At 63.2% G+C, this 26657-nt stretch carries 16 protein-coding genes; 10 read left to right on the top strand and 6 right to left on the bottom strand.

The genetic code is table 11. From position 1 onward, the window contains the following. Positions 1–31: 31 nt before the first annotated feature. The 6 genes from ACLIJ1_RS23205 to ACLIJ1_RS23180 all read right to left on the bottom strand — a co-directional run bounded on the left by ACLIJ1_RS23205 (position 32) and on the right by ACLIJ1_RS23180 (position 7263). Positions 32–1510: an oligosaccharide flippase family protein gene (locus ACLIJ1_RS23205; RefSeq protein ID WP_411367948.1), complete on the bottom strand. Its 1479-nt coding sequence runs from the start codon at positions 1508–1510 to the stop codon at positions 32–34. Positions 1511–1518: 8 nt separating this feature from the next. Then, positions 1519–3030, bottom strand: coding sequence for an O-antigen ligase family protein (locus ACLIJ1_RS23200; protein WP_411367947.1), 1512 nt, complete (start codon positions 3028–3030; stop codon positions 1519–1521). 89 nt (positions 3031–3119) lie between these two features. Further along, positions 3120–3971, bottom strand: a complete 852-nt coding sequence (locus ACLIJ1_RS23195; RefSeq protein ID WP_411367946.1) for a CpsD/CapB family tyrosine-protein kinase — start codon at positions 3969–3971, stop codon at positions 3120–3122. Between the two features lie 14 nt (positions 3972–3985). Next, entirely contained in the window at positions 3986–5587 is a 1602-nt protein-coding gene (locus ACLIJ1_RS23190; protein ID WP_411367945.1) for a GumC family protein, read from the bottom strand. 12 nt (positions 5588–5599) lie between these two features. Then, positions 5600–6706: a hypothetical protein gene (locus ACLIJ1_RS23185; RefSeq protein WP_411367944.1), complete on the bottom strand. Its 1107-nt coding sequence runs from the start codon at positions 6704–6706 to the stop codon at positions 5600–5602. Then, positions 6703–7263: a polysaccharide biosynthesis/export family protein gene (locus ACLIJ1_RS23180; RefSeq protein WP_411367943.1), complete on the bottom strand. Its 561-nt coding sequence runs from the start codon at positions 7261–7263 to the stop codon at positions 6703–6705. The genes ACLIJ1_RS23185 and ACLIJ1_RS23180 overlap by 4 nt, the downstream gene beginning before the upstream one ends. 266 nt (positions 7264–7529) lie before the next feature. Between ACLIJ1_RS23180 and ACLIJ1_RS23175 the strand changes: the two genes are divergently transcribed. The 10 genes from ACLIJ1_RS23175 to ACLIJ1_RS23130 all read left to right on the top strand — a co-directional run bounded on the left by ACLIJ1_RS23175 (position 7530) and on the right by ACLIJ1_RS23130 (position 26599). Then, on the top strand, positions 7530–8582 hold the full coding sequence (locus ACLIJ1_RS23175) for a glycosyltransferase (RefSeq protein WP_411367942.1): 1053 nt from the start codon (positions 7530–7532) through the stop codon (positions 8580–8582). Positions 8583–8628: 46 nt separating this feature from the next. Beyond that, positions 8629–9384, top strand: coding sequence for a WecB/TagA/CpsF family glycosyltransferase (locus tag ACLIJ1_RS23170; protein WP_411367941.1), 756 nt, complete (start codon positions 8629–8631; stop codon positions 9382–9384). A gap of 34 nt (positions 9385–9418) precedes the next feature. Then, the gene (locus ACLIJ1_RS23165; protein WP_411367940.1) at positions 9419–10504 is read left to right on the top strand and encodes a glycosyltransferase; all 1086 of its coding nucleotides are present in this window, start codon (positions 9419–9421) and stop codon (positions 10502–10504) included. A 75-nt stretch (positions 10505–10579) separates the two neighbouring features. Beyond that, positions 10580–11479, top strand: a complete 900-nt coding sequence (locus ACLIJ1_RS23160) for an ExeA family protein (RefSeq protein WP_411367939.1) — start codon at positions 10580–10582, stop codon at positions 11477–11479. Positions 11480–11572: 93 nt separating this feature from the next. Continuing rightward, the gene (locus tag ACLIJ1_RS23155; RefSeq protein WP_411367938.1) at positions 11573–18013 is read left to right on the top strand and encodes a type I polyketide synthase; all 6441 of its coding nucleotides are present in this window, start codon (positions 11573–11575) and stop codon (positions 18011–18013) included. Continuing rightward, positions 18010–19002 (top strand): glycosyltransferase family 2 protein, encoded by a 993-nt coding sequence (locus ACLIJ1_RS23150; RefSeq protein ID WP_411367937.1) that lies wholly within the window; start codon positions 18010–18012, stop codon positions 19000–19002. Before ACLIJ1_RS23155 ends, ACLIJ1_RS23150 begins: the two co-directional genes overlap by 4 nt. A gap of 32 nt (positions 19003–19034) precedes the next feature. Further along, positions 19035–23666, top strand: coding sequence for a MupA/Atu3671 family FMN-dependent luciferase-like monooxygenase (locus ACLIJ1_RS23145; protein WP_411367936.1), 4632 nt, complete (start codon positions 19035–19037; stop codon positions 23664–23666). A 35-nt stretch (positions 23667–23701) separates the two neighbouring features. Further along, positions 23702–24361 (top strand): 4'-phosphopantetheinyl transferase family protein, encoded by a 660-nt coding sequence (locus ACLIJ1_RS23140; RefSeq protein ID WP_411367935.1) that lies wholly within the window; start codon positions 23702–23704, stop codon positions 24359–24361. A gap of 15 nt (positions 24362–24376) precedes the next feature. Continuing rightward, complete coding sequence (locus tag ACLIJ1_RS23135) at positions 24377–25579, top strand: glycosyltransferase (protein WP_411367934.1); 1203 nt, start codon at positions 24377–24379, stop codon at positions 25577–25579. A gap of 63 nt (positions 25580–25642) precedes the next feature. Beyond that, entirely contained in the window at positions 25643–26599 is a 957-nt protein-coding gene (locus ACLIJ1_RS23130; protein ID WP_411367933.1) for an FkbM family methyltransferase, read from the top strand. Positions 26600–26657: the final 58 nt, after the last annotated feature.

Below are 26657 nucleotides of genomic sequence, written 5' to 3'. Positions count from 1 at the left end.
ACAACAGTCGCCACAAGGGTCAGCGGCCGGTTCAGCGCCGCCTGATCAGGGGATACAGCAGCTTGAAAAGCAAGGGCGCGAACAACGCCGAAACCAGGATGCCCAGCACCGCGAGTTGCAGCACCGGGTGCAGTTTGGCCATCGGCCCGAACTGATACACCAAGATGAGACCAAGGGTGGATGAAGTGATCAGCATCAGAAGCATGGCCCCTTCGATGCGAAGATTTTTCAGCCCCAGCTTCCATCCCAGATAGCGGGTCACAAACGCCGAAATCAGTTCGCTCACCGAAACCGCCACGGTCGCAAACACGATCGAGCTTTCGAAATGGGACAGCAAAGCGATCAGCCCAAGGAACGACAGCACTTTCACGGCACTGACCATTGCAAGCCATCTGGGCAGGCCTTTGGCAAGAAATGCCGAACCGTACAAGCCACCGAGAATGTTGAACCAGACACCAAGGGCCAGTATGGGCAAGAACACGGCAGCCTGCGCGTAGCGGTTATCGTAGGCCAGCGAGAAGAAGCTCTTTGCTCCGACGATCAGCAAAACGATCACAAAGGTCGACACGACCAGCACAGGCTTCTTGGCCTTGTGAAAGGCTTCGGGGAGGTCCATGCCGTCCTCCAGCATGCGCGTGTACCAGGGAAAGACAATGGCAGCCTGCAAACTCCCGACCAGGCTGGGAACCATCATCGCCAGGCCTGCGGCAATGGAATAGACCCCCACCTCCGACAGCGGGTACAAGGCTGCAAATGCCAGACGATCGATCTGCATCGCAAAAAAGTACAGCAGTGTGGACAGGAAGATCCACTTCCCGAAGGAGAAGATCGAGTGCACCGCGGTTGGCTCCAGCACGAAGCGGGCCGGCGGGCCTGGCAAGAACCAGTAGGTCAATAAGGTGTGCAGTACCGAAGACACCACCACGGCGATAGCGAGGGCGTATACCGAGCGCAAGTACCAGGCCAATCCAAGCAGCACGGTTGTGTGAACGATCGTCACCGCGATTTCTATGCGGGTGATCTGGGCCACATGCATGTGTCTGGCCGCAGTTAGTACGCGGGGCGACCTCAATCCTTCGGTGAAGGCGGTCAATGCGACCAGGGAAATCAACCACCGCAACTCCAGCGCAGCGGGATCATTGGCACCGTAGAAAACGGCCATAGGCCACGCCAGCAGCGCTGCCAACAAGGCGAGAACTCCTCCCCTGATGACCTGCATGGTCCACGCCGTATCGAGGAAATCAGGCTCATCACCGCGTGGGCTCTGGGTCACGTTCTGCTGAAGTCCGATGTCCGAGAACATCGCCAGACCGGTCATGACCGCCGTGACCAGTCCCATGAGGGCAAAAGCCTCCTCGAACAGCAATCTCGCCAGCACAATGTTCATGCCCAGGCGAACCACTTGTCCGGACCCGAATGCAATCACGATCCAGGTCGTGCCGGAGCGGGCTTTCGCATTCAGCGCCGCCCGGTTTTGAGCTGGCACGGTCGCAGTCGTTGGATCGGTCACGTGGTTCCTCAAGAAACTGGAGTTTCTTTGGAGATGCGAGCCTGCTCGGCCACGAAGCCGGCATAGGCCACACTCAGTCCCAGCACCGCCCAATACACCACAGGAACGGCCGAAATGCTGCTGACCGTGTAGATGATGAACATGATGGTCAACAAAGTCGCAAACAGCGCGCGCCCAAGGAGAACGACCTTCGAACCCTGCTTCTTCGCGACGCGCACGGATTTTCGGACCTGATGGAGCGCAAACAGGAACGCACCCAGAAACAGCAGCAGACCGGTCATGCCCGAATACAGTGCCACGCTGACATAGGTATTCACCAGATCGATGATGCCCTCCCCTTGCATCATGACTTGCAACTCGGGTGCCTCGAGATAATTGTTTGAGCCAAACAACAGATTGCGTTCGATGACCGGCATGGCCGCTGTCAGGAGGCTGGCGCGGTACTCCACATTTCCCTGCTCAGCGGTACCAAAGATGGGCAGCATGTCGATCAGGAGTTGCCCGCTGGGCAGCTGACTCAGAAGGAGAAAGGACGCCCCGGCCCAAAAGCCAAGGACGAACAATTGCTTGATGGGTTTTGGTCCTGTCAACACGAAGGCAATCACCAGAAGTACCGCCCCTACCCATGGCCCCCGGGACAAAGAGGCCGTAATCCCACCAATCAGCAGAGATACCCCCAGATACCGGTGAATGCGCTTTGGAAGAAACTCCTTGAGATAGAAAAAGAATCCCAAAGCAACAACGACAACATAGCCAAGAACAATGGAATTACCCACAGATGCATTGGGCCTCAACAGGCCGGATCGCGTCAGGTAGCCTCCAAAAATGCCTTGATTGACTCCGATGGCTCCAAGTACTGCCGAATAGAGCTTCCAGCTGCGAAGCACTTCAAAGATCGCAACGATGGACAGGATCATTGCCGAGATCATGAAACCAGTCATGGCGTGCTTCAGACCATCTTCGGAGCGAATGCTTCTGCTCGCCACGTAATACGGCAGGAAGATATCGACCCAGCGCGACAAGACCGACCGCAAGCCATCGGTGACGTTGCCATCGCGAAATGCGAGCAACGACATGAGGACGAGGTAGCCCATCACCATCCAGTCAACAGGCGAACTGCCCAGGCGGGCCGTGGTGTTTCGCTGGAAAAGAGACAGCGCGGCAGGCAGCAACAAGGCCACGCCCAGCAGCCGGTAGTGGTTGACCACCCATAGGTGGTCGATGATGCCCAGGCCAGAGATCTCTGCCGGCGCTGGCGGCGCCACAAAGAGCAGGACAAAGTACATGCCCATCAGATGCGCCTCGCGGCGCCGATAGGCCAGCACGATGATGCCCAGGATCAGGAAGTACAGCAGGATGCCGTGGGAGAGGAACAGGACGAGCGTGGCCACCAGCCACAAGGCTCTCCAGCGCTTGAAGGTCTCTTCGCTCAGCAGCGGCGACAGAGCACCACGCGCCACATAGAAATAGCCGATACCGATGACCATCAACACCAGCAGAGCGCGCAAGTACTCAGCCATGGCAGTCAGACGCCATGCCAGGCTCGACAGAGCGGCACAAGGGTTGAATGTCAGTCACAGCCGTGCACCGCCGTCAATCTGGTGCATGACTAGTAGTAAGCGTTCTGGGCAGGTACCTCGTCCTTGTTCAGGACAACGCCCAGCAGGTTGGCCTTTGAGAGGCGGGTCATGGCCTCCTCGACCTCGCTCTGCGTCGACACCCCGCTGCCCACCACCATCAACACACAGTCGATGCGCGGGAGCACGGTCATCACGTCGTCGGCCGCCAGAACCGGCGGCAGGTCAAAGATGACGATGCGGTCAGCGTACCGCTCGCGCAAATCGCCAATCAGGTTGCCAACCTTGGAAGACGACAGAACCTCTGAGGCACCAGTAACCGGTTGGTTGGTCGGCAGGACAACAAATCGCTCGATGCCCGGATTGACAAGGGCTTCACCAAGGTCGACCCGGTCGCTCAGGTAGTCGTTCAGCGACAGGGGGCGGTCTAATCCAAGCGATCGGGCAACGCTGGGGCGGCGCAGATCAAAGTCAACCAGCAGGGACGTCCGGTTGGTCAGCTGAGCAATGCTGATGGCCAGGTTGATGGAGACCACCGTCTTGCCAGACTCGACGCTTGGCGATGTCACCGCCAGCGTCCTCCAGCCGTTTTCGTCCATCTTCTGCAGCACCTGGGTGCGCAGCACGTCAAAAGCCCAGCTGTCCGGATGGGACTTCTGATGCGAGATCACCCGGTGACTCTCGAGGTGCGCAGCGTCCAGCGATACCACCGTCGTCTGCAAATACCGCATGGAACCGAGATCGGCAGAGGCACCCTCACGTCTGGTCGACCCCTTGGCTGATGCTTCCGGGTCGTTGGCGTCGTGCAACTGCGACGCACCAGACCAGCCCGAATCTCCTTCCGCTGCCTTGGCCTTCTCAATCGCGAGCTTGATGCGTTCCATGTGGCAAGGGGCCTTTAGTCCAGACGGGAGAACACTGAGATCAGCAGGGTATGCAAGGGCACAACCAGGGTATGGATCAGCACCAGACCCAACAGGACCAGCCCCGCCGAGAGTGCGATCAGTCGTATGCGCAGCACCTGGGTTGCGTGGAGCTCGCTGGCCGTGGTGATGTACGGGATGACCACCATAGGCCGCAGGCCGGTGACTGCAGTCAACGAGTTGACACCCCGGACGCGCGCAAAGATCACTTCAAGCAACACCACGACGCCCGCAGCAGCGGCCAGCGCCAGAAAGAAACCCAGGGCAACGACCTTCTTGCGGCTTGGCTTGATCGGGTATTCCGGCATCAGTGCAGGCTCAAGCAGGGTGAAGCGCTCTCCTTGCTGACCGCCCTCAAGGTTCTGAACCACCTGCGCAGACATCTGCTTGGACCGCAGGTCCTCGTACTTTGCTTGAGCCGCATCGTGATCCCGCTGGAGCGCGGCCAGGTCACGCTCCACCTGCGGAGCCCGTGTCACTCTGGATCGCTGGAGGTTGATGGCATTGCGCAGGCTCGCTTGCTGGTTCGCCAGCAGGTCGGCGCGCGCACGCGCGGTGCTGAGTTGGGCCTCCAGGCGGGAAACCGCCAGCTTCGCCTGGGCAGCGGCAGCGTCCCGCGCCGGGCTGCTGGCTGAAGAATCCGACCGCAAAGAGCGCTCCAGCAGTTCGATCTTCCGTCTCTGCGCCAGCACATCGGGATGATCTTCGGTGTACACGCCACGGATGCGTGCCAATTCAGATCGAGCACGTTCCAGATCCTGCTCCGCAATGCTCGGCCCTGGCGCGGTCACGGTTCCAGGCATCAGCACACCCGCCCGGGCGCCTGCCAGTTCAACCGTCAGAGTCTGCAACTGGTCCAGTGCCAGCCGATGGTCCCTCTCGGTGGCACGGAGATCACTTTCCAGCGTCTGAATGTTTGCCAGTGCCACCGCCTGCCCGTCTTCCGTCGCACTGCCCTGTGTCCGCTTGTAGGTCTCGATGCGGCGCTCCAACTCTTCCAGCTGCGCCTTGACGCGGTCTGCTTCCTGGCTCAGAAACTGATTGGCCTGGGACGCCTTCTCCACGCGCTCCCGAACACTGCTCTCCAGGAACAATCGGAGCAGTGCATTGGTGACTTCCAGCGCCTTTTTCGGTTCTCCGTGCTGAAACGACACGTTGAACGCGAAGTTGCCAGTCGGCCGCTCCCCGTTTTGCAAGCCTCCGTTCTGCACATGAACTTCAATGCTCGCCCGCATGGCGTTTGCCACGTCGGTGTCCTTCATCACCACCCCGGACTTCGGGTCAAACACCTGATGCTCCGCAGCGATGCGCAAGAGGCTCTCCCGCGTCATGATGCGCTGGCTCAAGGCCTGAACCCGCTGCTCCACGTTTCCTGGCAAGGCAGCGTTCACCACATCGCCCGAGACGTGAGGGCTCTCCACAAGCAAGGTTCCCGTCGACTGATAGACCCGCGGCAACACCATCGCCACCACCACAGAAGCAGCAACGACAGCACCGAAGGTCAGGACAATCAACAACGCCCGGCGCCGGGCAATGGACAGGTAGTCCCGGAGACTAAGTTGGTAATCGGCAGCCATGGGTTTGCAAAGTTAGAAGTTGGGGTGTGCGTACACAAACCCCACTGCCACCGAGTTTCCGCGCGCGGTGGGTCGACCGAAGGGCTTGGCTCGCCGCTGCTCCACACCCATGGTGAATGTCCAGAACCGGGTCAGCTCCGAACGGAGCCGTGCGTATACCGTGGAGCCGACATCACGATCGGCCTCCAGTGACTGCGCGCGGTTGAACCCGAGATTGAGGGAAGTGTTGGTGGTGAACGGATATGTCAACGAAGCTTCGAAGCCTTGGGAGCGCATGTAGCCACCAAGTGAAGCACCGGCACTGACTTCCCGGGACCACCCCACCTGATAACCGATCAGCTCCCCTCGATACGTAAGACGCAACCCACCAACTGGCACGGTCTTCTTGCGCGGAACGGTAGAGCGGGCAACTCCTGCCGTCGCATTCAGCGAAAGACCTTCCCTGATGTCCACTTCGTAGCCCACCCCGAGTTCTCTCCGCGATGCGCCCTCGCCGCCACCATCCGGGTTCAGGCGCGAAGCGCTCGCGGAGAGCGAATAGCGGGAAGTGGTACTCGACTCGATGCGATAGCGGGCAGAGGTGAGCGTTTCCCTGTAGTCGACAAGCAACGGTCTGTCGTAACTCAAGCGCGCGTGCGAAGCGCCAAGTTCAAGAGCGGATCCCGCCGTCAGGTTGCGGGTCCATGTGCCTCGAACGAGGGCAGTTCGCTGCGTGCTGTCCTGAGTCACTCTTCCGAACTCAGCAAATTCGGTCTCTCGGGTTGACGCTTCCTCCAACGAGGCACGCAGCACGACCACATCCACCGGACTCGAGTGTTCCCAGAGCAACCCGACGCTGGGAAGAGAGCGACTGGCACTCAGATCGGTATTGCTGGACCGTTCAATCAGAGCGCCAAGGGACAACTCAGTGCGCGAACTGTCTTGAACGCTTTGGAGCGTGTATTGCGGGTGGAATCGATAGAGCGTGACGTTGCCGCGACTTTCGGTCCTGAGGTCAGGATTGGTGACCCGAACGATTTCCACGGGCACGGTCAATGCGTTCTGTGCCGCGGCAGGCATCCATACAAATGCCTGAGACGCCAGCACCCAATAGGCAATGAGCGGGGATTTCATTTTCAAGGAACCAGAATGGTGTCACCGGGCAACAGCATCACGTTGGTGTCGAGCTGGTTGCCCTTGACCAGATCGTCGTATCGGACCGGAAGGATGCGCGTGCCTTGCGCAGAGTGGCGCAGCACCCGAATCGAATTGCCGTCGGCGAAGCGGTCAAGACCGCCCACCTGGCTGAGCATCTGCAGAACCGTGGTCTCTGGAGAAACCAGAGGCACGGCGCCGGGACGAACCACCTTGCCCAGCACATAGACCTGATTGCCATCCGCAGCCGTGATCGCCACGGTCACCACCGGATCAGGGATGTATTTCTTGAGCTTTGCCGCAACGCGGGCTTCGACCTCTGGCGTGCTCAGGCCAACGACCTCGACGCGTCCCGCCAGCGGAAAGGTGATGCTGCCATCGGGCAGCACACGTACCTGCATTCTCAGGGCGTCGTCTCGCCAGACAGACACCATCAGGGAATCACCGTGCCGCAGTTTGTAAGCCGATTCAGTTTGCGCGAGCAGCGGCCCACTGATGGTCGCCAACAAAAAAATTGCTACGAATCGCGAAAAAAAAGACATGGTCAGCCTCCAAAGACTTGCGCCCTCACAAGAGGTCTCAGCGAACCAACCATCGGCGCCCCCTTGGACAACGCCGGGTTTCATTTTTTTACAATCACATCTTACGCCATGCACGCGGTCATTTCTCCCTGACCTCCATCCACTTGGGGATGCGCATCGACACATGTTGACACACATATTGGGTCAATGCCCCGCTGATTCCGGCTCTCGCTCGGTTCCTGGATCTTGGACCACTGTGAGATGGCAGACATGTCAGAATATTTGCAATGCTGTGGGCCTCGGACCCGGCGGCGGGAAGACAGAACAATGTCCTCTTGCGCGTTGCTTGCAACTCTATCGAGGAACTGCTTCGCATGCATGACTACAAGCTGGGTGTGGTGGCGATCGGGCGCAACGAGGGCGATCGCCTGCGGCGTTGCCTGAGTTCGGTCCTGCCCGTGGTCCCGGCCACGGTCTACGTGGACTCTGGCTCCAGCGATGGCTCGAAACAGATGGCGACAGAAATGGGCGCCGAGGTGGTCGACCTCGATATTTCGCGCCCCTTCACCGCGGCACGGGCCAGAAACGAAGGCCTTCGAAGACTGCTGCTGGCGCATCCCGACATCGACTTTGTGCAGTTTGTGGACGGTGACTGTGAGGTCGTCGAGGGCTGGCTGGATGCCGCAGGCAAGTTTCTCGAAGATCATCCCTCTTACGCGGTGGTGTGTGGCAGACGTCGGGAGCGGTATCCCGAACGCTCCATCTACAACTGGCTGTGCGACGAGGAGTGGAACACGCCGGTCGGCGACGCCCTTGCCTGTGGCGGTGACGCGATGATGAGAACCACTGCCCTGAAGGCTGTCGACGGCTACCGGGACAGCATGATTGCGGGTGAAGAGCCTGAGTTGTGCCTTCGCTTCCGCCAGAAAGGCTGGCGAATTCATCGGCTGGACCAGGAGATGACCTTGCATGACGCAGCCATGACCCGTTTCAGCCAGTGGTGGAGGCGCACCATTCGATCAGGTCACGCCTACGCGGCCGGTGCCTGGCTGCACGGCGCCACACCGGAACGGCACTGGGTCCGAGAAACGCGACGGACCTGGTTCTGGGGAATTCTTCTGCCGCTCTCGATCGCCATCGCAATGGCGATCCTGGGACCTTGGGCCGCCCTGCTGGCCTTGACCTACCCCCTTCAATGGCTGCGCCTGCTGCGGCGCAATGGTTCTGCCCGATCAAGCACTTTCCTGGTGATCGGCAAGTTTGCCGAGGCCTTGGGAGTCCTGAAATTCCACAGCAGCCGACTCCGGGGTGCGGCGGACACCATCATCGAGTACAAGTAGCTGGCCACAGCCCTGCACCCATGCACTGCCACAACGGATCCCGAACGTGAACGACCACTGCATCCTGTGCGGCCTGCCTGTTTCCCGCGCAACGACCAAACAAGCGCTGGATGGCCTGCTGGACCGCCTTGTCCGCGGAGAAGGCGCATGGCTGCTCACGCTCAACACCGAGATGCTCGCCCGCTTCACACGGGACCCTGGCTACTGGGACATGGTCGCCCGAGCGGACATCATCACCGCCGATGGAATGCCCCTCGTGTGGGCGTCGAAAGCAAGGGGCGCCAGCCAGGTCATCCCTGAGAGGACCACCGGCGTCGATCTGGTCGACGCCTTTCTGCGCCTTCCTGAGTTGCCTGCTTACGCCATCATTGGAGGGCAGGACCCGGCCACCACCGTGGCGACCTACGGTGGCACTGCACAGCAAGCCTGTCGATACCTGTTCAACGGCAAAGTCGACCTGAGCGACGATCAGGTGCAAGAGTTCGTTGGCAAACTGCGCGAGCATCGAGTCCGCTGGGTATTCGTGGCGCTGAACGTCCCGCGCGGGGACCGCTTGGCGCTCAAGATAAAAACACAGATGCCCGAACTGGTGATCATTGCCGTGGGCGGGAGTTTTGAAATTCTTGGGCCCCGGGGCGGTCGGGCACCGAAGTGGATGCAGAAGATGGGTCTGGAGTGGTTCTTCCGGCTGATGAAGGAGCCTGGCCGTCTCTGGAAGCGGTACCTGATTCACTACCCTGCAGGCATCGGGCTCCTGCTCAGGGACAGTTTCAGCCCCTTGCCCAGACGACCTCCCCGCTGACCCTCATCCATAGGAAGTACAGATCGCCTCGCGCATGGCGCAAACTTTCGGTCGCAGGCAAACTGTGACCATGCAGCCCTCCACAGGAAACCAAGTGACACGAGTAGACATCGGGGTTTTCGCGCACAACGAAGCGAAGGGCATTGAGCGGACCCTCGAAGCTCTGTTGCGCCAGGATGTCACCGGCATGGATGCCCGCATATTGGTGCTGGCCAACGGTTGCACGGACGACACTGCTCGACTGGCTCGCACGTTCGCGCAATCCACCACAATCGCCCCCTCCAACCTCAAGGTTGAAGTCATCGAGTTGACCCGGGGGGGAAAATCCAGAACATGGAACAGTTACGTCCATGAACTGAGCCGGCAGGATGCCGAAGTGCTGATCTTCACGGATGCCGACATCGAGCTGCCCGAGACCGACAGTCTGCTGCGCCTGGTCAAGGGATTGACGGCCAATCCCAGGCTGCATGCATTCAATTCGCATCCGATCAAAGACATTGTCTATCGTCCTGAAAACCTCAGCGCGATGGACAAAGTCATTGCCATGAGCAGCGAGACGCTCAACGATTGGAAAACCGCCATCTGTGGTTCGCTGTACGCCATGCCTGCGGCCAAAGCACGACTGCTTCATCTGCCCATTGGCCTGGCGGTGGAAGATGGCTTCCTGCGCGCAATGATTCTCACCGACGCGATGACCATGGAAGAGGACTTCTCCCGCATTGATGGCGGCGATGTCTTTCATGTGTTTGCGTCAGAGCGTTCCGTGTCGGCATTGATCCGGCACCAGACACGGATCGTCATCGGGTCGGCCATCAATACCGCTGTATTTGGTGCCTTGCACCGGCTCCCCAAAGACCAGCATTACAAGGAACTGGCAAGGGCTGCCAGCCAGGACAACTGGCTCAACGAGATGATTCGTTCGCAACTGCCGCGGTGGCCGGATGGCTGGATTCCGTTGCACTATTTGACAAAACGCATCAAATTCATTGCCCAACAGCCCAAAAAGCTGTTTCACCCCAGACACATCGTTGTGCTCGCGGTCGGTTTTGTTTTTGATCTTGTGGTCTATGTCAATGCGCAAATCAAGATGACCATCGGCGTTGGGGCTGGCCACTGGTAGCCCGCAGCTGCTGTCGGGAGGCTTGTTCCTCAGCAATCCGGATGCGATTTCATTTTTTTCAAGGTAAACCAAAGCGTGTACGAGTCTTTCTACGGCCTTCGCGAGAGGCCTTTCTCCATCCAGCCCGACCCGGCCTTCCTCTTCATGGGCAAGCGGCACTCGCTGGCCTACACGATGCTGGAGTACGCGATCCGCAGCCAGGCGGGCTTCACGGTCATTTGTGGTGACATCGGCTGCGGAAAGACCACGCTGATCCGGCGTCTGCTCAATGAATTGAACGACGAGGTCAAGGTCGGCTTGGTCACCAACACCCACCCCGACCTGGCCGATCTGACCGAATGGATCATGCTGGCCTTTGGCCTGCCCTACGATGGCCTTTCGCCCGTCGCCCGCTATGACGCCTTTCAGCGCTTCCTGATTGGCGAGTACGCCAAGAAGCACCGCGTCGTTCTCATCGTTGACGAGGCCCAGAATCTCAGCCCGGCGGCCATGGAATCGCTGCGCATGCTCTCCAACATCAACGCCGACAAAGACCTGCTGCTGCAGGTCGTGCTGGTCGGTCAGCCGCAACTGCGAGATCTGCTGCGGCGGCCGGAACTGCAACAGTTTGCCCAGCGGGTGGCCGCCGATTTCTTCATTTCGCCATTGAATTCGGTGGAGGTTGGCGACTACATCGAACACCGATTGAAGGTGGCAGGACGGGACCGTCACCTGTTCACGCCCTACGCCTCAGCCAAGATCGCCAAGGCATCGCATGGCATTCCCCGCAGCATCAACATCCTTTGCGATATGGCGCTTGTTTACGGTTTTGCTGCTGAAGCACCAGTGATCGACGTCGAAGTGGTCGATGAAGTCCTGCGCGACCGCAGTGAATATGGGGTGCTGGGCGACGTCAATTTCCGCACCGCCCCCCCCACCGACCTCCCGCCCGAAAAAGGTGCCTCTTCCACAACAGAGCATCCCCCAAAAGTGTGACCTCGCTCACGCGAAGTAACAAAATGTGGAGCCATAATGGTTTAACCGATAGGAGTTAGAACGAACAGCTCAACCGGAAGGATCCGCGTGACCATGCCTTCAGCCGCTTCGAACGACATTGCCATCGTAGGCATGGCGGCGCATTTACCGGGCGCGGCCACTCCCACCGTCTACTGGAACAACCTGCGCCAGGGCATCGAGTCCATCCGGAAATTGTCAGAAGCCGAGCTTCTGGTCAGTGGAGAAAGCCCGGAGCGCATGCGGCACCGCAACTACGTGCCGGCGGCAGCACCACTGGAAGGGTTCGAGCAATTCGACGCCGAATTCTTCGGTTTCAGTCCCAAGGAAGCGGCCATCATGGACCCGCAACACCGCCAGTTCCTGGAGGTGGCCTGGGAGGCGCTAGAAAGCGCCGGACACCCACCCGAGACTTTCGACGGCCGCATCGCGGTCTATGCCGGCTGCGGCATGGGCAGCTATTTCTATTTCAACATCTGCTCCAACCCCGACCTGGTCGCCAGCACAGGGATGTTCCTGCTGCGCCATACGGGCAACGACAAGGACTTTCTGTCCACCCGGGTCAGCCACGTTTTTGATCTCAAAGGCCCGAGCGTCAACATCCAGACGGCCTGCTCGACCTCGCTGGTGGCCACGCACCATGCCTGCCAGTCCCTGTTGCTCGGCGAGTGCGACATGGCCCTGGCCGGCGGTGTGACCATCGAATTGCCCCATGCACGCGGCTACATCTTCCAGGAAGGCGAGATCCTCTCCCCCGACGGACATTGCCATGCTTTTGACCACCGCGCCCAGGGCACGGTGTTCGGCTCTGGTGCCGGCGTGGTGGTGCTCCGCCGACTGGAGGACGCCCTCAAGGACGGCGACCACGTCTGGGCAGTGATCAAGGGAACGGCCGTCAACAACGACGGCGCGGCCAAGGCCGGCTATCTGGCGCCGAGCGTGGATGGCCAGGCCAAGGCGATCGCGGAGGCGCAGGCCATGGCCGGCGTGAGCGCGGAGACCATCGACTACGTCGAATGCCACGGGACCGGCACCTTCCTGGGTGATCCCATCGAGGTGGCTGCGCTGACACAGGCCTTCCGCGAAACCACGTCAGACACCGGTTTCTGCCGCATCGGTTCGGTCAAGACCAACATCGGCCATACCGACACCGCTGCGGGCGTGGCCAGCCTGATCAAGGTTGCCCTGGCCCTCAAGCACCAGGAGATTCCACCGAGCCTGGGCTATGAGCAGCCCAACCCGTCGATCGACTTCGACAGCAGCCCGTTCAAGGTCAACCACACCCTGAACCCTTGGCTGTCCCACAAAGGGCCGCGCCGTGCCGGTGTCAACTCGCTGGGCGTGGGGGGCACCAACGCACACGCGGTGCTGGAAGAAGCGCCTGCCCGGGAAGCCTCTGATCCGTCCGACTGGCCGTTCCAGCTGCTCGTGGTGTCGGGCCGCTCGCGCACGGCACTCGACGCCAACGCCAAGGCCCTGGCCACCCATCTGCGAGCCCATCCCGAACAGCCCCTGGCCGACGTGGCCTACACGCTCAAACAAGGGCGCCGGGCCTTCGAGCACCGGCGCGTGCTGGTCGCCGAGAGCCATGAAGAAGCCGCCGCATTGCTCGAAGGCAGCGATCCCCGCCGCGTCTTCACCCACAGCCACCTGGACGAGCCCGAAGTGGTGTTCCTGCTTCCGGGTGGCGGCGCGCAATACGCCGGCATGGCGCGTGAGCTCTACGCCACCGAACCGGTGTTCCAGGACTGGATGGACCGTGGCCTGGATGTGTTGCAGAAGCAGCTGGACTACGACATCCGGGCCTTGTGGTTGCCGGAACCCGAGCACCACGCCGCTGCCGTCGAAAAACTCCGGCAACCGTCGGTCCAGCTGCCGCTGATCATGATCGTGGAGCATGCACTGGCGCAGCTGTGGATGTCCTGGGGAGTCAAACCCGCCGCCTTGCTAGGGCACAGCATGGGCGAGAACACCGCCGCCTGCCTGGCCGGCGTCATGTCTTTCGAAGACTGCATTGGCCTCGTGCTCCTACGCGGACAGCTTTTCGACACTGTGCCTAGGGGAGGCATGCTCAGCGTGCCGCTGCCCGCGGATGAGGTGCGCGGCCTGCTGGGTCAGGAGCTGGACATGGCCAGCGTGAACGCGCCCGAGCTGTGTGTGGTGTCAGGGCCGCAGGATGCGCTGGACCGGCTGGAGGCCCGCTTGCGCGAGCGCGAGATTGAACCGCAACGCGTCCAGATCGACATCGCCGCGCACTCGCGCATGCTGGAGCCGATCCTGGGCCGTTTCGAGGCCTACCTGCGCAGCATCCGGCTGAGCGCTCCCAGGCTCCCCATCATTTCCAACCGCGACGGGAAGCCGCTGAGCGCGGCCGACGCCACCGAGCCGATGTACTGGGTACGGCACCTGCGCAGTACGGTGCATTTCGCCGAGGGTCTGGCCACGCTGAAGAAGGAAAGCCAGCGGGTGTACCTGGAGGTGGGGCCGGGCAAGGCGCTGGGGTCCCTGGCACAGGCCAACGGCGTTCCCGCCTCCCAGGTGATCAACTCGCTGCGCCACGCCGAACACGCCGTGGCCGACGACGTGTGGTTCCTGGGCACCCTGGGCCGGCTGTGGGCCACCGGGGTCAAGGTGGACTGGGAGCCCATCTGGGGAGAGGCACGACGGCACCGCGTGCCCCTGCCCACCTACGCCTTTCAGCGCAAGCCCTACTTCATCGAACCGAGCGCGGCCCGCTCCGCACCGGAAGCCGCGCACCAGCTGGTGCGCACCGACGACATCGGCGCCTGGGGCTACCAGCCGCGCTGGCGCCCGCGCCAGGCCAATGTCGAGATCGATGTCACCCAGGATCTGGCCAGCACCGCGCCGCAGTCCTGGCTGGTGTTTGCCGACGAGGCCGGCCTCGCCGACAGGCTGGTCGAGCGGCTGCGCAGCGCGTCTCACCGGGTCACGGTGGTGCGCGCGGGCGATCTTTTTGCGCGGCTGGGCGAGTTCGAATACTTGCTGGCTCCGGAGCGCGGCCGCGAAGGCTATGACGAACTGCTGCGCGATCTCGTGGCCACGGGCAACACGCCGCAGCAGATCGTTCACGCCTGGCTGGTCACGCAGGACGAGCGCTTTCGCCCTGGCAGCAGCTTCTTTCACCGCAACCTGGAGCAGGGCTTTTTCAGCCTGCTGTTCCTCGCGCAAGCCATGGCCGGCGAAAACCTGCCCAAGCCGCAGCACCTGACGGTGATCAGTTCCGGTGCCGCGCGGGTGCGCGGCGAAGCCCTGCCCTACCCTGAAAAGGCGACGCTCATGGGCCCGGCCCGGGTGGCGCCGCGCGAACTGCCCGGCCTGACCTGCTCGGTGCTCGATGTGTCGCTGCCGACCGTGGACAAGGGCTGGCGCGCCAGACCGGAAGCCAATGCGTTGAACGCGCTGACCGACCGTGTGCTGGAGGAACTCTTTGCAACGCCCGGGAATCGCGTGGCGGCGTTGCGCGCCGACAAGCGCTTCGAACTGGGATTCGCCCCGCTGCCTCTGGCACCCAGCCAGGAACTGTCCGGGCTGTCGCAGCGTTGCGTGTGCCTGATCACTGGCGGCCTGGGCGGCATTGGCCTGACGCTGGCCGAACGCCTGGCGCGTGAAAAGCAGGCCCGCCTTGTGCTGCTGGCGCGTCAGCCCCTGCCCGCACCGGCGTCCTGGGATGCGCTGCTGCGCAGTGGAAATCCGCTGGACCCGGTGGTGCAGCGGATTCTGGCGGTGCGGCGCCTCGAAAGCCTCGGGGCCGAGGTGCTGGTCGTCGCTGCCGATGTCTGCAACGTCAAGGACATGCAGGCTGCCGCCGGACAGGCGCAACAGCGTTTTGGACGCGTTGAAGTGGTGATTCACGCCGCCGGGGTGGTGGACGACGGTCCGCTGATGACCAAGACCTCGGGCGGCGTCGAAGAGGTGTTCGCGCCCAAGGTGCACGGGGTGCAGATCCTTCACGACCTGTTCCCCGACGGCAGCATCGACCGGCTGATCCTGTTCTCGTCGACCAGCACGGTGACCGCGCCCGCGGGCCAGGTCGACTATGTGGCGGCCAACGAGTACCTCAATGCCTACGCGCTCAGCCGCGCCGGGCAGCACACCAAGGTGCAGGCCATCGACTGGGGCATCTGGAACGAGGTCGGCATGGCGGCGAAGGCGATGGCCAGCCGCCTGGGTGAAGGGGCACCGCCACCCCGCCACCCGGCCGGCAGCCCGCTGCTGGATGAAGCGACCTTCGATGTCGCCGGTCACCGCCTGTTCACGGCGTCCTGGCAAACCCGGGACCGATGGATTCTCGACGGGCACCGCACCAGGGCGGGACAGGCCCTGCTGCCTGGCACCGGCTACCTCGAACTCGCCGCCGAGGCCCTGCGGGGCAACGGCGAGACAGGCGCTTTCTCGATCCGCGACCTGTATTTCTTCCGCCCCCTGGAAGTCAACGACGGCCAGACCCGCGAGGTGCGCGTGAAGCTGGCGCGCAGCGAGGAAGGCTACGCCCTCGAAGTGCGCAGCGACGTGCTGTTCGAGGGGCGCAAAGGCTTCCAGCTCAACGCCCAGGCCATGCTGGTCCCGGGGGTGCTACCCACAGCCCCGAGAGTGGACACCGCGGCCCTGCTGGCCCGTTGCACGCTCCGCCGCGCCGACGATCCCGAAGGGCTGCGCTCGCCGCAGGAGGAACACCTGAACTTCGGCCCGCGCTGGCGGGTGCTGCAGTCGGTGGCCTATGGCGACGGCGAGGGCATCGCCCGTCTGCAGCTGCCGGCGGCGTTCGACAACGACCTTGCAGCGGGCTACCTCCTGCACCCGGCGCTGCTGGATCTGGCCACCGGCTGGGCCATGCACCTGATCGACGGCTACAAGCCCGATCACCTCTGGGTGCCCGTGTCGTACCAGGCGGTGCACGTGCACCGTCCCTTGCCCGGCACGGTGTGGAGCTGGGTGCGCAATGCCCAGAGCAACCGCGCCGACGCGCCATTCGCGGTGTTCGACGTCACGTTGTGTGACGCGCAGGGCGAGGTCTGCGTGGAGGTGCAAGGATTCTCGATCAAGCGGCTGCAGGAAGGCGGGTTCTCCTCCTCTGTCAACCGGCTCGATGCGCGCGAACTGGTGTTCGAGGAATCCGGGGGAGCCGGCGCACACGCCAAGCTGTCGCAGGCGGAAGAGCAGCTGCAGTACACCGTGTCGCTGGGCATCCTGCCGCACGAAGGGGCTGATGCCTTCGGGCGCGCGCTGGCGACCGGCCTGCCGCAAGTGGTGATCACGTCGATGAACCTGGACGCGCTGGTGCGAAAAGCCGGCGAGGCTGCAGCGACCGACGCCGGGTCCGGACAGAAATTCCAGCGCCCCGACCTTGACAGCGCTTATGTGGCGCCCGGCAACGATGTCGAGCGCACGCTGGTAGGCTTCTGGGAAGAACTGCTGGGCGTCGATCAGGTGGGGGTGCAGGACAGCTTCTTTGATCTGGGCGGCCATTCGCTGATCGCGGTGCGCCTGTTCGCGATGATCAAGAAAGCCTACCGCGTCGAGTTTCCGATCTCGGTGCTGTTCGAGGCGCCGACCATCGCGCTGTGTGCCGCCCTGATCCGGGAGCGCATCGGAGACAGCGCTTCGGCCGATGCCACACCCGCCGCCAGCGGTGACACGGCGGTACCGGCCCGGCGCCGATTCGTGCATCTCGTGCCCATGCACGATGGCGAAGGCGGAGAACGGACGCCGTTCTTCCTGGTCGCGGGCATGTTCGGCAACGTGCTGAACCTGCGGCACCTGGCGCGCCTGCTGGGAACCGACCGGCCGTTTTACGGCCTGCAGGCGCGCGGACTGTACGGCGATCAGGCGCCGCACGAGACTTTTGAGGAGGCTGCCTCCGACTACATCGCGGAGATGCGTCAGGTGCAGCCGCACGGCCCTTACCTGCTGGGCGGGTTCTCGGGCGGCGGCATCACGGCCTACGAAATCGCCCGCCAGCTTGAAGCCGCGGGTGAAAAGATCAGCCTGCTGGTGATGCTGGACACGCCGCTGCCCGTGGGTCCGCGGCTCAGTCGCGTCGACAAGACCATCATCAAGCTGGCCGAAATGCGCAAGAAAGGCGCAGGGTTCCTGTGGACCTGGGCACGCGACCGTGTTCGCTGGGAGCTCGACCGGCGCCGCAACCGGAATGCGCCGCCACTGCAGCCCCGCACGAACCAGCTGAACAACGAAGCCATTCAGGCAGCCTTCCTGGCCGCGTTGCCCCGCTACCGGCTGCACGCCTGGAGCGGGCCTGCGGTGTTGTTCCGCCCTCCTCTGGACCGTCACTGGAAGGTTTCCGGCGGACGCTGGGTGACCGCGGACCGGGAATATGTCTATGCCGACAACGACTGGACCCGCTACATGCCCGCGCTTCGCGTGCTGGAGGTGCCGGGCAACCACGACTCCATGGTGCTGGAACCAAACGTGCGCGTGATGGCCAGCCTGATGAAGGCTTGCATCGAGGAAGCCGAACGACCCGGGACAGCCGCATGAACCAGCCTGCGGACGTCCGTGTCCTGACCATCGTGCTCAACTACCGGACTCCGGCGCTGACACTGAGGGCGGTCGAGGCCGCATTGAAGGAAATGGAAGGGCTGGCGGGCGCCATCACTGTGGTCGACAACGATTCGGGGGATGGTTCGTACGAGAGCCTGATCCAGGCGGTACAGGAACGGGGCTGGAGCCGCGTACGGGTGCTGCAGTCGGGCCGCAACGGAGGCTACGGCGCGGGCAACAACTTCGGCATCCGCCATGGTCTGCCCGACGGATCGGCGCCCGACTACATCTACATCCTCAACTCCGACGCCTTTCCGGAGCCTGGCGCCATCCGCTTGTTGGCCGAGTACCTGCAGGCCCATCCCACGGTGGGCTTTGCAGGCAGCCGCCTGCACGGCGAGGATGGTGTCTATCACCAGACGGCATTCCGGTTTCCCACCGTGTTCAGCGAGTTCGAGGGTGCCGCGAAAACCGGTCCCATTTCACGGCTTCTGCGCCGCTACATCGTGGCCTTGCCCGAGCCCCGGGAGGCACAGGAGGTGGACTGGATGGCGGGTGCCAGCCTGATGGTGCGCCAACGCACCTTTGAAGAAACCGGCGGCTTTGACGAGCGGTTCTTCCTCTATTTTGAAGAGACCGACCTGTGCCTTCGCGCACGCCGGGCGGGCTGGCTTTCCGTGTACCTGCCACAAAGCCGCGTCATGCACATCGGCTCTGTCTCCACCGGCATGAAGAGCTGGAAGCGCATCCCGCCCTTCTGGTTCGATTCGCGGCTGTGGTTCTTCACCAAGAACCACAGTGCTGCCTACGCTGCCGCCGCAACACTGGCCCATCTGGCCGGTGCCCTGATCTTCAGGACCCGGCGGATGTTCCGCAAGGGCAGCACGGATCAGCCCGTGAATTTCCTGAGCGATCTTGTTTCGCATGCCCTTCGCTGCGCCTGGCACCGACGGCTTGTCGGACGGCCCAGCACGGCATCGACCTGAACCCGAGCTTCTGTTTATCTCCGGAGTCTCCAATGAGCAATTTTTCCTGTGTGGTGATGGGCAATGAGTCCCTGCTGATCCAGTGCGCGGAGCGACTGCTGCAAAACGGCGACCGTGTCGGCGCGGTGGTCACCAGGAACCCGGACATCCGCTCCTGGGCGGTGGGCCGGGATCTGCGTGTTGAAGCGCCTGGTGAAGGGCTCGCCGATCGGCTCGCCGGCCTGCATTTCGACTGGCTGTTCAGCATCGCCAACCTTTCCGTGATTCCCCAGGCCGTGCTGGCCCAGGCGGCACGTGGTGCCATCAATTTCCACGACGGCCCCCTGCCTCGCCATGCCGGCCTGAACGCGCCGGTGTGGGCCATCCTGGCCCGCGAGCAGCAGCACGGGGTGACCTGGCACATGATCGAAGGCGGCATCGACGAAGGCGACATCGTCCAGCAGCAGCTGTTCGAGATGGCGCCCAATGAAACCGCTCTGACCCTGAACACCCGTTGCTACGAAGCCGCCATGGAGAGCTTCGCCGGCTTGCTGGCGGACCTGCACGGCCCCGGCCTGCAGCGCCGGCCACAGGACCTGAGCCAGCGCAGCTACCACGCCAGGCTGGACCGCCCGGCCGCCGCCGCGCGCATCGACCTGGGCCGGCCCGCTGAGGAGGTGGAGGCCCTGGTGCGGGGACTGGACCACGGCAGCTACTGGAATCCGATGACCTGCCCCAAGCTGGTGGTCGGCGACCGGGTCCTTCTGGTGTCTGCGGCGACCGTCGAGACCGGGCTGGCCGCTGCCGCGCCGGGCACGGTGCTGGAGGCGACCATGGGTGGCCTGGTGGTGGGCACGGGTTCAGCGCCGGTACGCCTCACGGGGCTGAAGGATCTGCAGGGGCTGGCCGTGTGCCCTTCGACCGTGGCGCAAACGGGAGACCGCCTGCCCCTGCCCGACGCCGACACGGCGAAGGCGCTCACTGAAGCCATGGCCCGTGTGGCCGCCGGCGAGGCGAACTGGCGCCGTTGCCTGCACGCACCGGAAGGCATCGATCTGCCGCTGGTGGTTGCGGCTTCGGGCGCCAGCCGCTGGCTGGGAACACCCATGACCGTTCCGCCCGGCCTGTCCGGTGACCGCCTGATGGCTGCGGTGGCGGCCTGGGTCGCGCGCGTCAGTGGCAAGACCAGCTTCGACCTCGCCTACCGGGATGCCGGCGCCCCCGTTGCACACGGCTATCTTTCGACCTGGGTGCCGCTGCGTCTCACGGCCGCTGGGGACACACCGTTCTCGGCCTTTTCCGCGCGGTGCGCGGAAGCCTTGACGGCTGCGCGGCAGGCGCCGGCCTTCGCCCTCGACCTCGTCGTCCGCGACCCGGCCATCAAGGCGCTCACCGTGCCGCAGGTTGGCCTGGCAACGGGTGGTGAAGCGGCGGGCATTGAGGGCACAGCCCTCACGGTCCAGATCACTGCCCCCGGCGCGCTGACCGTGTGGCACGACGAAGCCCGCCTCAGCAGCGAGGCCGCGTCGGCACTGACCCAACGCCTGCAGCGGGTGCTGGATGCGCTGGGCGATCCTGCGTCCCAGGAGACAACGCTTGGTCGCCTGCCGGTCATGAGCCCGGCCGAGCGAGAGCAGGTGCTCTACGGCTGGAACGACACCCGTTGCGACTACGAGCGCACGACCTGCGTGCACCAGTTCTTCGAACAGCAGGTGGGCAGAACTCCCGACGCCACCGCGGTAGTGTTCGAAGGCGAGGCCCTCAGCTACCGGCAGCTCAACCAACGCGCCAACCGGGTGGCACATCGACTGGTGGCCATGGGCGTGGTGCCTGGCACCCTGGTCGGCCTGTACACGCCGCGCTCGCTGGAGCTGCTGATCGGCGCACTGGCGATCCAGAAGGCGGGCGGCGGCTACGTGCCGCTGGACCCGGCATACCCGCCCGACCGCATCGCCCTCTACATCGAGGACAGCGGCGCCCCGGTGATCATTGCCCAGTCCACACTGGTCGACAGCCTGCCTGTCCACCAGGCCCAGGTGCTGGTGATCGACGACGACCCGGCCATTGCACAGCAGCCGGAGACCGATCCGGTCAGCGGCGTGAGCCCGTCCGACATCGCCTACATGATCTACACCTCGGGCTCCACCGGGCGGCCCAAGGGCGTGATGGTCGAGCACCGCAACGTGGCCAATTTCTTTCGCGGCATGGACGACCGCATTCGCCACGATCCGCCGGGTGTGTGGCTGGCCGTCACCAGCCTGTCGTTCGACATCTCGGTGCTGGAGCTGTTCTACACCCTGGCGCGCGGCTTCAAGCTCGTGCTCTCCAGCGACGAGAACCGCGCGCTCGTATCGTCCGGCCGCATCGCCAGCGCGCAGAAGATGGACTTCTCCATCTACTACTGGGGCAACGACGACGGCATCGGCCCGAAGAAATACGAGCTGCTGCTCGAGGGCGCCAAGTTCGCCGACAGCCATGGCTTCTGCGCCGTCTGGACGCCCGAACGGCATTTCCATGCTTTCGGTGGCCCCTACCCCAACCCGTCGGTGACCGGTGCCGCCGTGGCTGCCGTCACGAAGAACATCGACGTGCGGGCAGGCAGCTGCGTGGTGCCGCTGCACCACCCGGCGCGCATCGCCGAAGACTGGGCCGTGATCGACAACCTGACCAACGGCCGCGCCGGCCTCGCGGTTGCGTCGGGCTGGCACCCGGATGACTTCGTGCTGCGCCCCGAGAACACACCACCAGCCAACCGCCAGGCACTCTTCGACGCCACCGATCAGATCCGCCGACTGTGGCGTGGCGAGGCAGTGGACTTCCCCACCAAGACAGGCACTTTCGCCGTCAAGACGCAACCGCGCCCAGTGTCGAAGGAGTTGCCAATCTGGGTGACCACGGCAGGCAACCCCGAAACCTGGCGCGATGCCGGGCGGGTCGGTGCCCACGTGCTGACCCACCTGCTGGGCCAGTCGATCGAGGAAGTGGCCGAGAAGATCGGGCTCTACCACGAGGCCCTGCGCGCTGCGGGTCATGACCCTGCGAACTTCAAAGTGACGCTGATGCTGCACACCTATGTGGCGCGCGACCGCGAACAGGCACGCGAAACCGCCCGGGGGCCGATGAAGGACTACCTGCGCAGCGCGGCCGGCCTCATCAAGCAGTACGCATGGGCGTTCCCCGCCTTCAAGAAGCCCAAGGGCATCAACAACCCCGCGGAGATCGACATCCGTACCCTCGACGCCGAAGAGCTGGAAGGCATCCTGGAGTTCGCATTCCAGCGCTACTTCGAAGACTCGGGTCTGTTCGGAACGGTGGAAGACTGCCTGGACCGTGCCGAACAGCTCAAGCGCATCGGTGTCGACGAAATCGCCTGTCTGATCGACTATGGCATCGCCTCGGAAAAGGTCATGGAAGGGCTGTACCCGCTGGCCGAGGTGCTGCGGCGGTCCAACGAGGGCGCCGGCCCGGCTGCCGACGATTTTTCCATCGCCGCGCAGATCGTCCGCCATGGCGTCACGCACCTGCAGTGCACACCCAGCATGGCGCGCATGATCGCCATGAACGAGGAAGCCAAGTCCGCGCTCTCGCAGGTGCAGCACCTGATGATCGGCGGCGAGGCCCTGCCGGGCACACTGGTGGCGGAACTGGGTCTGGTCACAAAGGCCTCCATCGAAAACATGTACGGCCCGACCGAGACCACCATCTGGTCGTCCACCGAAACCGCCGGCGCCAACGAATCGGTCGTCAACATTGGGCGGCCGATCGCCAACACCCAGATGTATGTGCTCGATGAGCATCAGGAGCCCCTGCCGGTCGGCGTGCCGGGCGAGCTCTACATCGGCGGTGACGGTGTCACGCGCGGCTACTGGCAGCGTGCCGACCTGACCGCCGAGCGCTTTCCGGCCGATCCGTTTGTCCGCCCCGAGTGCGTGGCGCCGGGCGGCGCACGCATGTACCGGACCGGTGACCTGGCGCGCTGGCGCCCGGACGGGCGGATCGACTTCCTCGGCCGCGCCGACTTCCAGGTCAAGATCCGCGGCTACCGCATCGAACTGGGTGAAATCGAGGCCGTGCTGGAGTCGGTCGACGGCGTCCAGCAGGCCGTGGTCGTGGCCCGCGAAGACCAGCCGGGTGACGTGCGTCTGGTGGCCTATCTGCGTGCCGATCCGGGCGTGTCGACCGAGCAACTGCGCGAATGGGCCACCACCCGCCTGCCCGAACACATGGTGCCGGCGCACTTCGTGACGGTCGACGAGTTCCCGCTCACGCCCAACCGCAAGGTCGACCGCAAAGCCCTGCCCGCCCCGACACAGACCACGCAACGGGAACGCACAGAAGTGTTCGTGGAACCCGAGAACGAGATCGAGCAGAAGATCGCCGCCATCTGGTCCCGCGTGCTGGGTGTGCCGCAGATTGGCGCCAAGGACAATTTCTTTGCGCTGGGCGGCCATTCGCTGCTGGCGGTGCAGGCCCACCGCGAAATCCGGCAGACCCTGAATGCGACACGCCTGAGCATCACCGACATCTTCCGGTTCCCGACCCTGGCCGGGCTGGCCGCGCATCTCGACGACAAGCCGCGCGACACGGCGGAATCTGCCGCCGAGTCCACCGAACGCGCTCAGGTGCGTGCCGATGCCATGGCGCGCCGGCGGGCGATGCGGACCCGGCCGGGGAGCACACTTTGAACACCTGCGCCGCGCCCCTGCAGGCGTATCAAGGCATGGAGCGCACCCTGCAGGCCCTGGTGGGGAATCGTGCCGCGGCGGTCTGCTGCAGCACGACGGACGGTGATCCGGCGACGCTGACACCCGACGAATACGCGGCGGTCTCTGCCGCCATCGCGCACCGCCAGAGGGAGTTTGCCGCCGGGCGATCGGCGGCCCGCCTTGCGATGCACCGTCTGGGACGGCCTGGCGCTGCCCTGCCTGCCGATCCGGACCGCAGTCCCCGCTGGCCCCAGGGTCTGGTCGGCTCCATCTCCCACAGCAGAACCACCTGCATTGCCATCGTTGCGCTGCGCGAACACTGCCGGTCGGTGGGTGTCGACGTGGAGCCCGACCGCGACCTGCCAAGGGAGTTGTGGGACCTGATCTGCCGCCCCGATGAACTGCAACGCGTGTCCGACCTGCCCGAGGCAGAGCGCGCCCGCTGGGTGACCCGTGTCTTCTGCGCCAAGGAGGCGTACTACAAGTGGGTGTATCCACAGATCCACGCCCTGCTGGATTTTCAGGATGTGGCGATTGAAATGGCACTCACCCTCGACGACACCCGTTTTGTCGCACACCCCCTCCAGCAGGACGCCCGAGAGAGAACACCACTGGGACTGGCGGGAACGATCACCGCCACCCAGGACATGGTGATCAGCCTGGTGATTCACTGACACCCCGGGGCACCCATGAAAAGACCGCTCGTGGTGGCACCCAGTCTGACTGCCGGCATTGGCCGGCCGGACCAGATCCGGCTGACCGGCAAGTTCGTCTCGGGCATGCAAGCCCATGTGGACCACTGGGATGGTCCTGTGAAGCTGCTGATCGAACCCGACGACAACGAAGGCTCGGTCAATCTCGATGACGTCTGGGTCCGGGTGAACGACCTGCCCTTTCAGGTGGTGCTGGCGCGCTTCGACTCGGACCTGGCGAAAAGAACCATGGCGGAAGCGGCGGTCGTGATGGGTGGCCCAGACCACCGCATGAATCACGCGGCAACCACTTGTGCCAAGGCCGGCGTGCCGTTTGTGCTGGTCACCGAATACTCCCTGAAAACCCGGCTGCAGATCGTAGATGCCGACCACCCGGTTTTCTGGCGACGCTGGCGCCGGCACCGCTGGACCAACGGCCAGGAGAAGGCCATCGTGGCGACGGTGCGGCAGGCCGCCGGTCTGCAATGCAACGGCACCCCGACCTACGATGCCTACCGCGAACTCAATCCCAATACCCTGCTCTATTTCGACAGCCGGGTGTCACGGCAGATGATGCCGTCCGAGCCAGGGCTTGCCAGCCGAGAGGTCGCGTTCGGTCCCCGGCACCCGATCCGCCTGGCTTTCAGTGGGCGCCTGACACCCATGAAGGGCGCCGATCATCTGGTCAAGGTTGCGGTGGCGCTGCGGGAGCTTGGTGTGCCGTTCCGGATGGACATCTATGGAGATGGTCCCCTGGCGCCGGGCATGGCGCAGGAAATCAGGAACCACGGGCTCGGCGACCAGGTTGCTCTGGGTGGCGTGCTCGACTTTGAATCAGAACTGATGCCCCGCATCCGCAGCGAGATCGACCTGTTCGTCTGCTGCCACCGGCAAGGCGATCCCTCGTGCACCTATCTGGAAACGCTGGGATGCGGTGTGCCCATTGTTGGATATGCCAACGAAGCGTTTGCGGGCCTGCTGCAGCACTGTGATGGCGGCCGCTCCGTTCCGATGGACGACTGGAAGGCCCTGGCAGCGGAAATTTCCCGGCTCGCCGGGGATCGCGAACAGTTGCTGGCGCTGGCGCACGCCGGGCTGGCGTTTGCCTGGCGCCACCCCTGCGAATCCGAGTTCCTCGCCCGAATGAACCATCTGAAGTCCCTTCAGGAGCGATTTGCAGGGGCATTGTCGATGGCGTGATTCATCAGGATCCGCCGATTCCTTTTCTTTGACCGGCAGCCAGCAACCAGCCCAGGAGCCCCAATGCCCACGCCGCAACAGCACGAATCGCTCATCTCCAGAATCGGAAACATCATTGTCCGGTTCTGGGAAAAGTACTATCAGCACCCAAAGCGTCGCCAAGAGATCGCAGCGCTGACCTCGCCATTTGTGCATACCACCGATGGTGGCCTGCGCTTCAAGATTGATCCCGCCCAATACATTGACAAGATCATTTTCGTGGAAGGGCTTTACGAAAAGCGGTTTCTGTCATTCATGAAGAAGGTGCTTCCGGGAAACAGCGTGATCCTGGATATCGGTGCCAACACGGGCAACCATGCGATCTACCTGAGCGGTGGAGCCTCACAGATCCACTGCTTTGAACCCAACCCGGAAACCTTCGAGAGACTGGTCGAAAACATCGGGCTGAACGGCATCCAGAACATCCAGTGCCACCAGCTGGGCCTTGGCAATCAGAACAGCATCGCCTCCTTCCAGGTGAACCTGGACGGCAACCTGGGCAACAGCGGCTACGTCAGCGACACTGCCGCGCAACCCAAGAACACCAAGATCATCCAGCTGCCGATCAAGAGGGGCGACGAGCTCATGGAGCAACTGGACCTGAAGGCCATTCATTTCATCAAGATCGACGTCGAAGGACTTGAGCCGGTGACCCTGGATGGTTTGCGGCAGACGATTGCAAAACACAGACCCATCGTGGCATTCGAGTTCCACGGGCAACACGCCAAGAAGGATGATTTCCCATCCATCAGTTCAACCCTTCCTGGATATGTTTTCGCCGAAATCTGCTTTGCGCCAGAAAATGATGGTCTGATGGGCAAACTGAAATGGTGGTTGCGTCACGGGGAAGCTCCGGAACTGCATCAGATCGAGGTTCCGGAACCCAGAACCTACGAAAACATCATTGCCATACCAACCACCAATTTCCTGACATTGAACGGCCTTGATCTGAAACCACCTCGAAAACCCCTGACCGCCTGAGCGAAACCACCGTCTTGAACGCACCGGAAAATCCTGCAGCACGATGTTCGCGTGAACG

It is taken from the genome of Hydrogenophaga sp. RWCD_12, from assembly GCF_046604225.1.
Lineage (GTDB): Bacteria > Pseudomonadota > Gammaproteobacteria > Burkholderiales > Burkholderiaceae_C > Hydrogenophaga.
The sequence above is the reverse complement of the archived record's forward strand: the minus strand, read 5'-3'. Positions and strand labels throughout refer to the sequence as shown.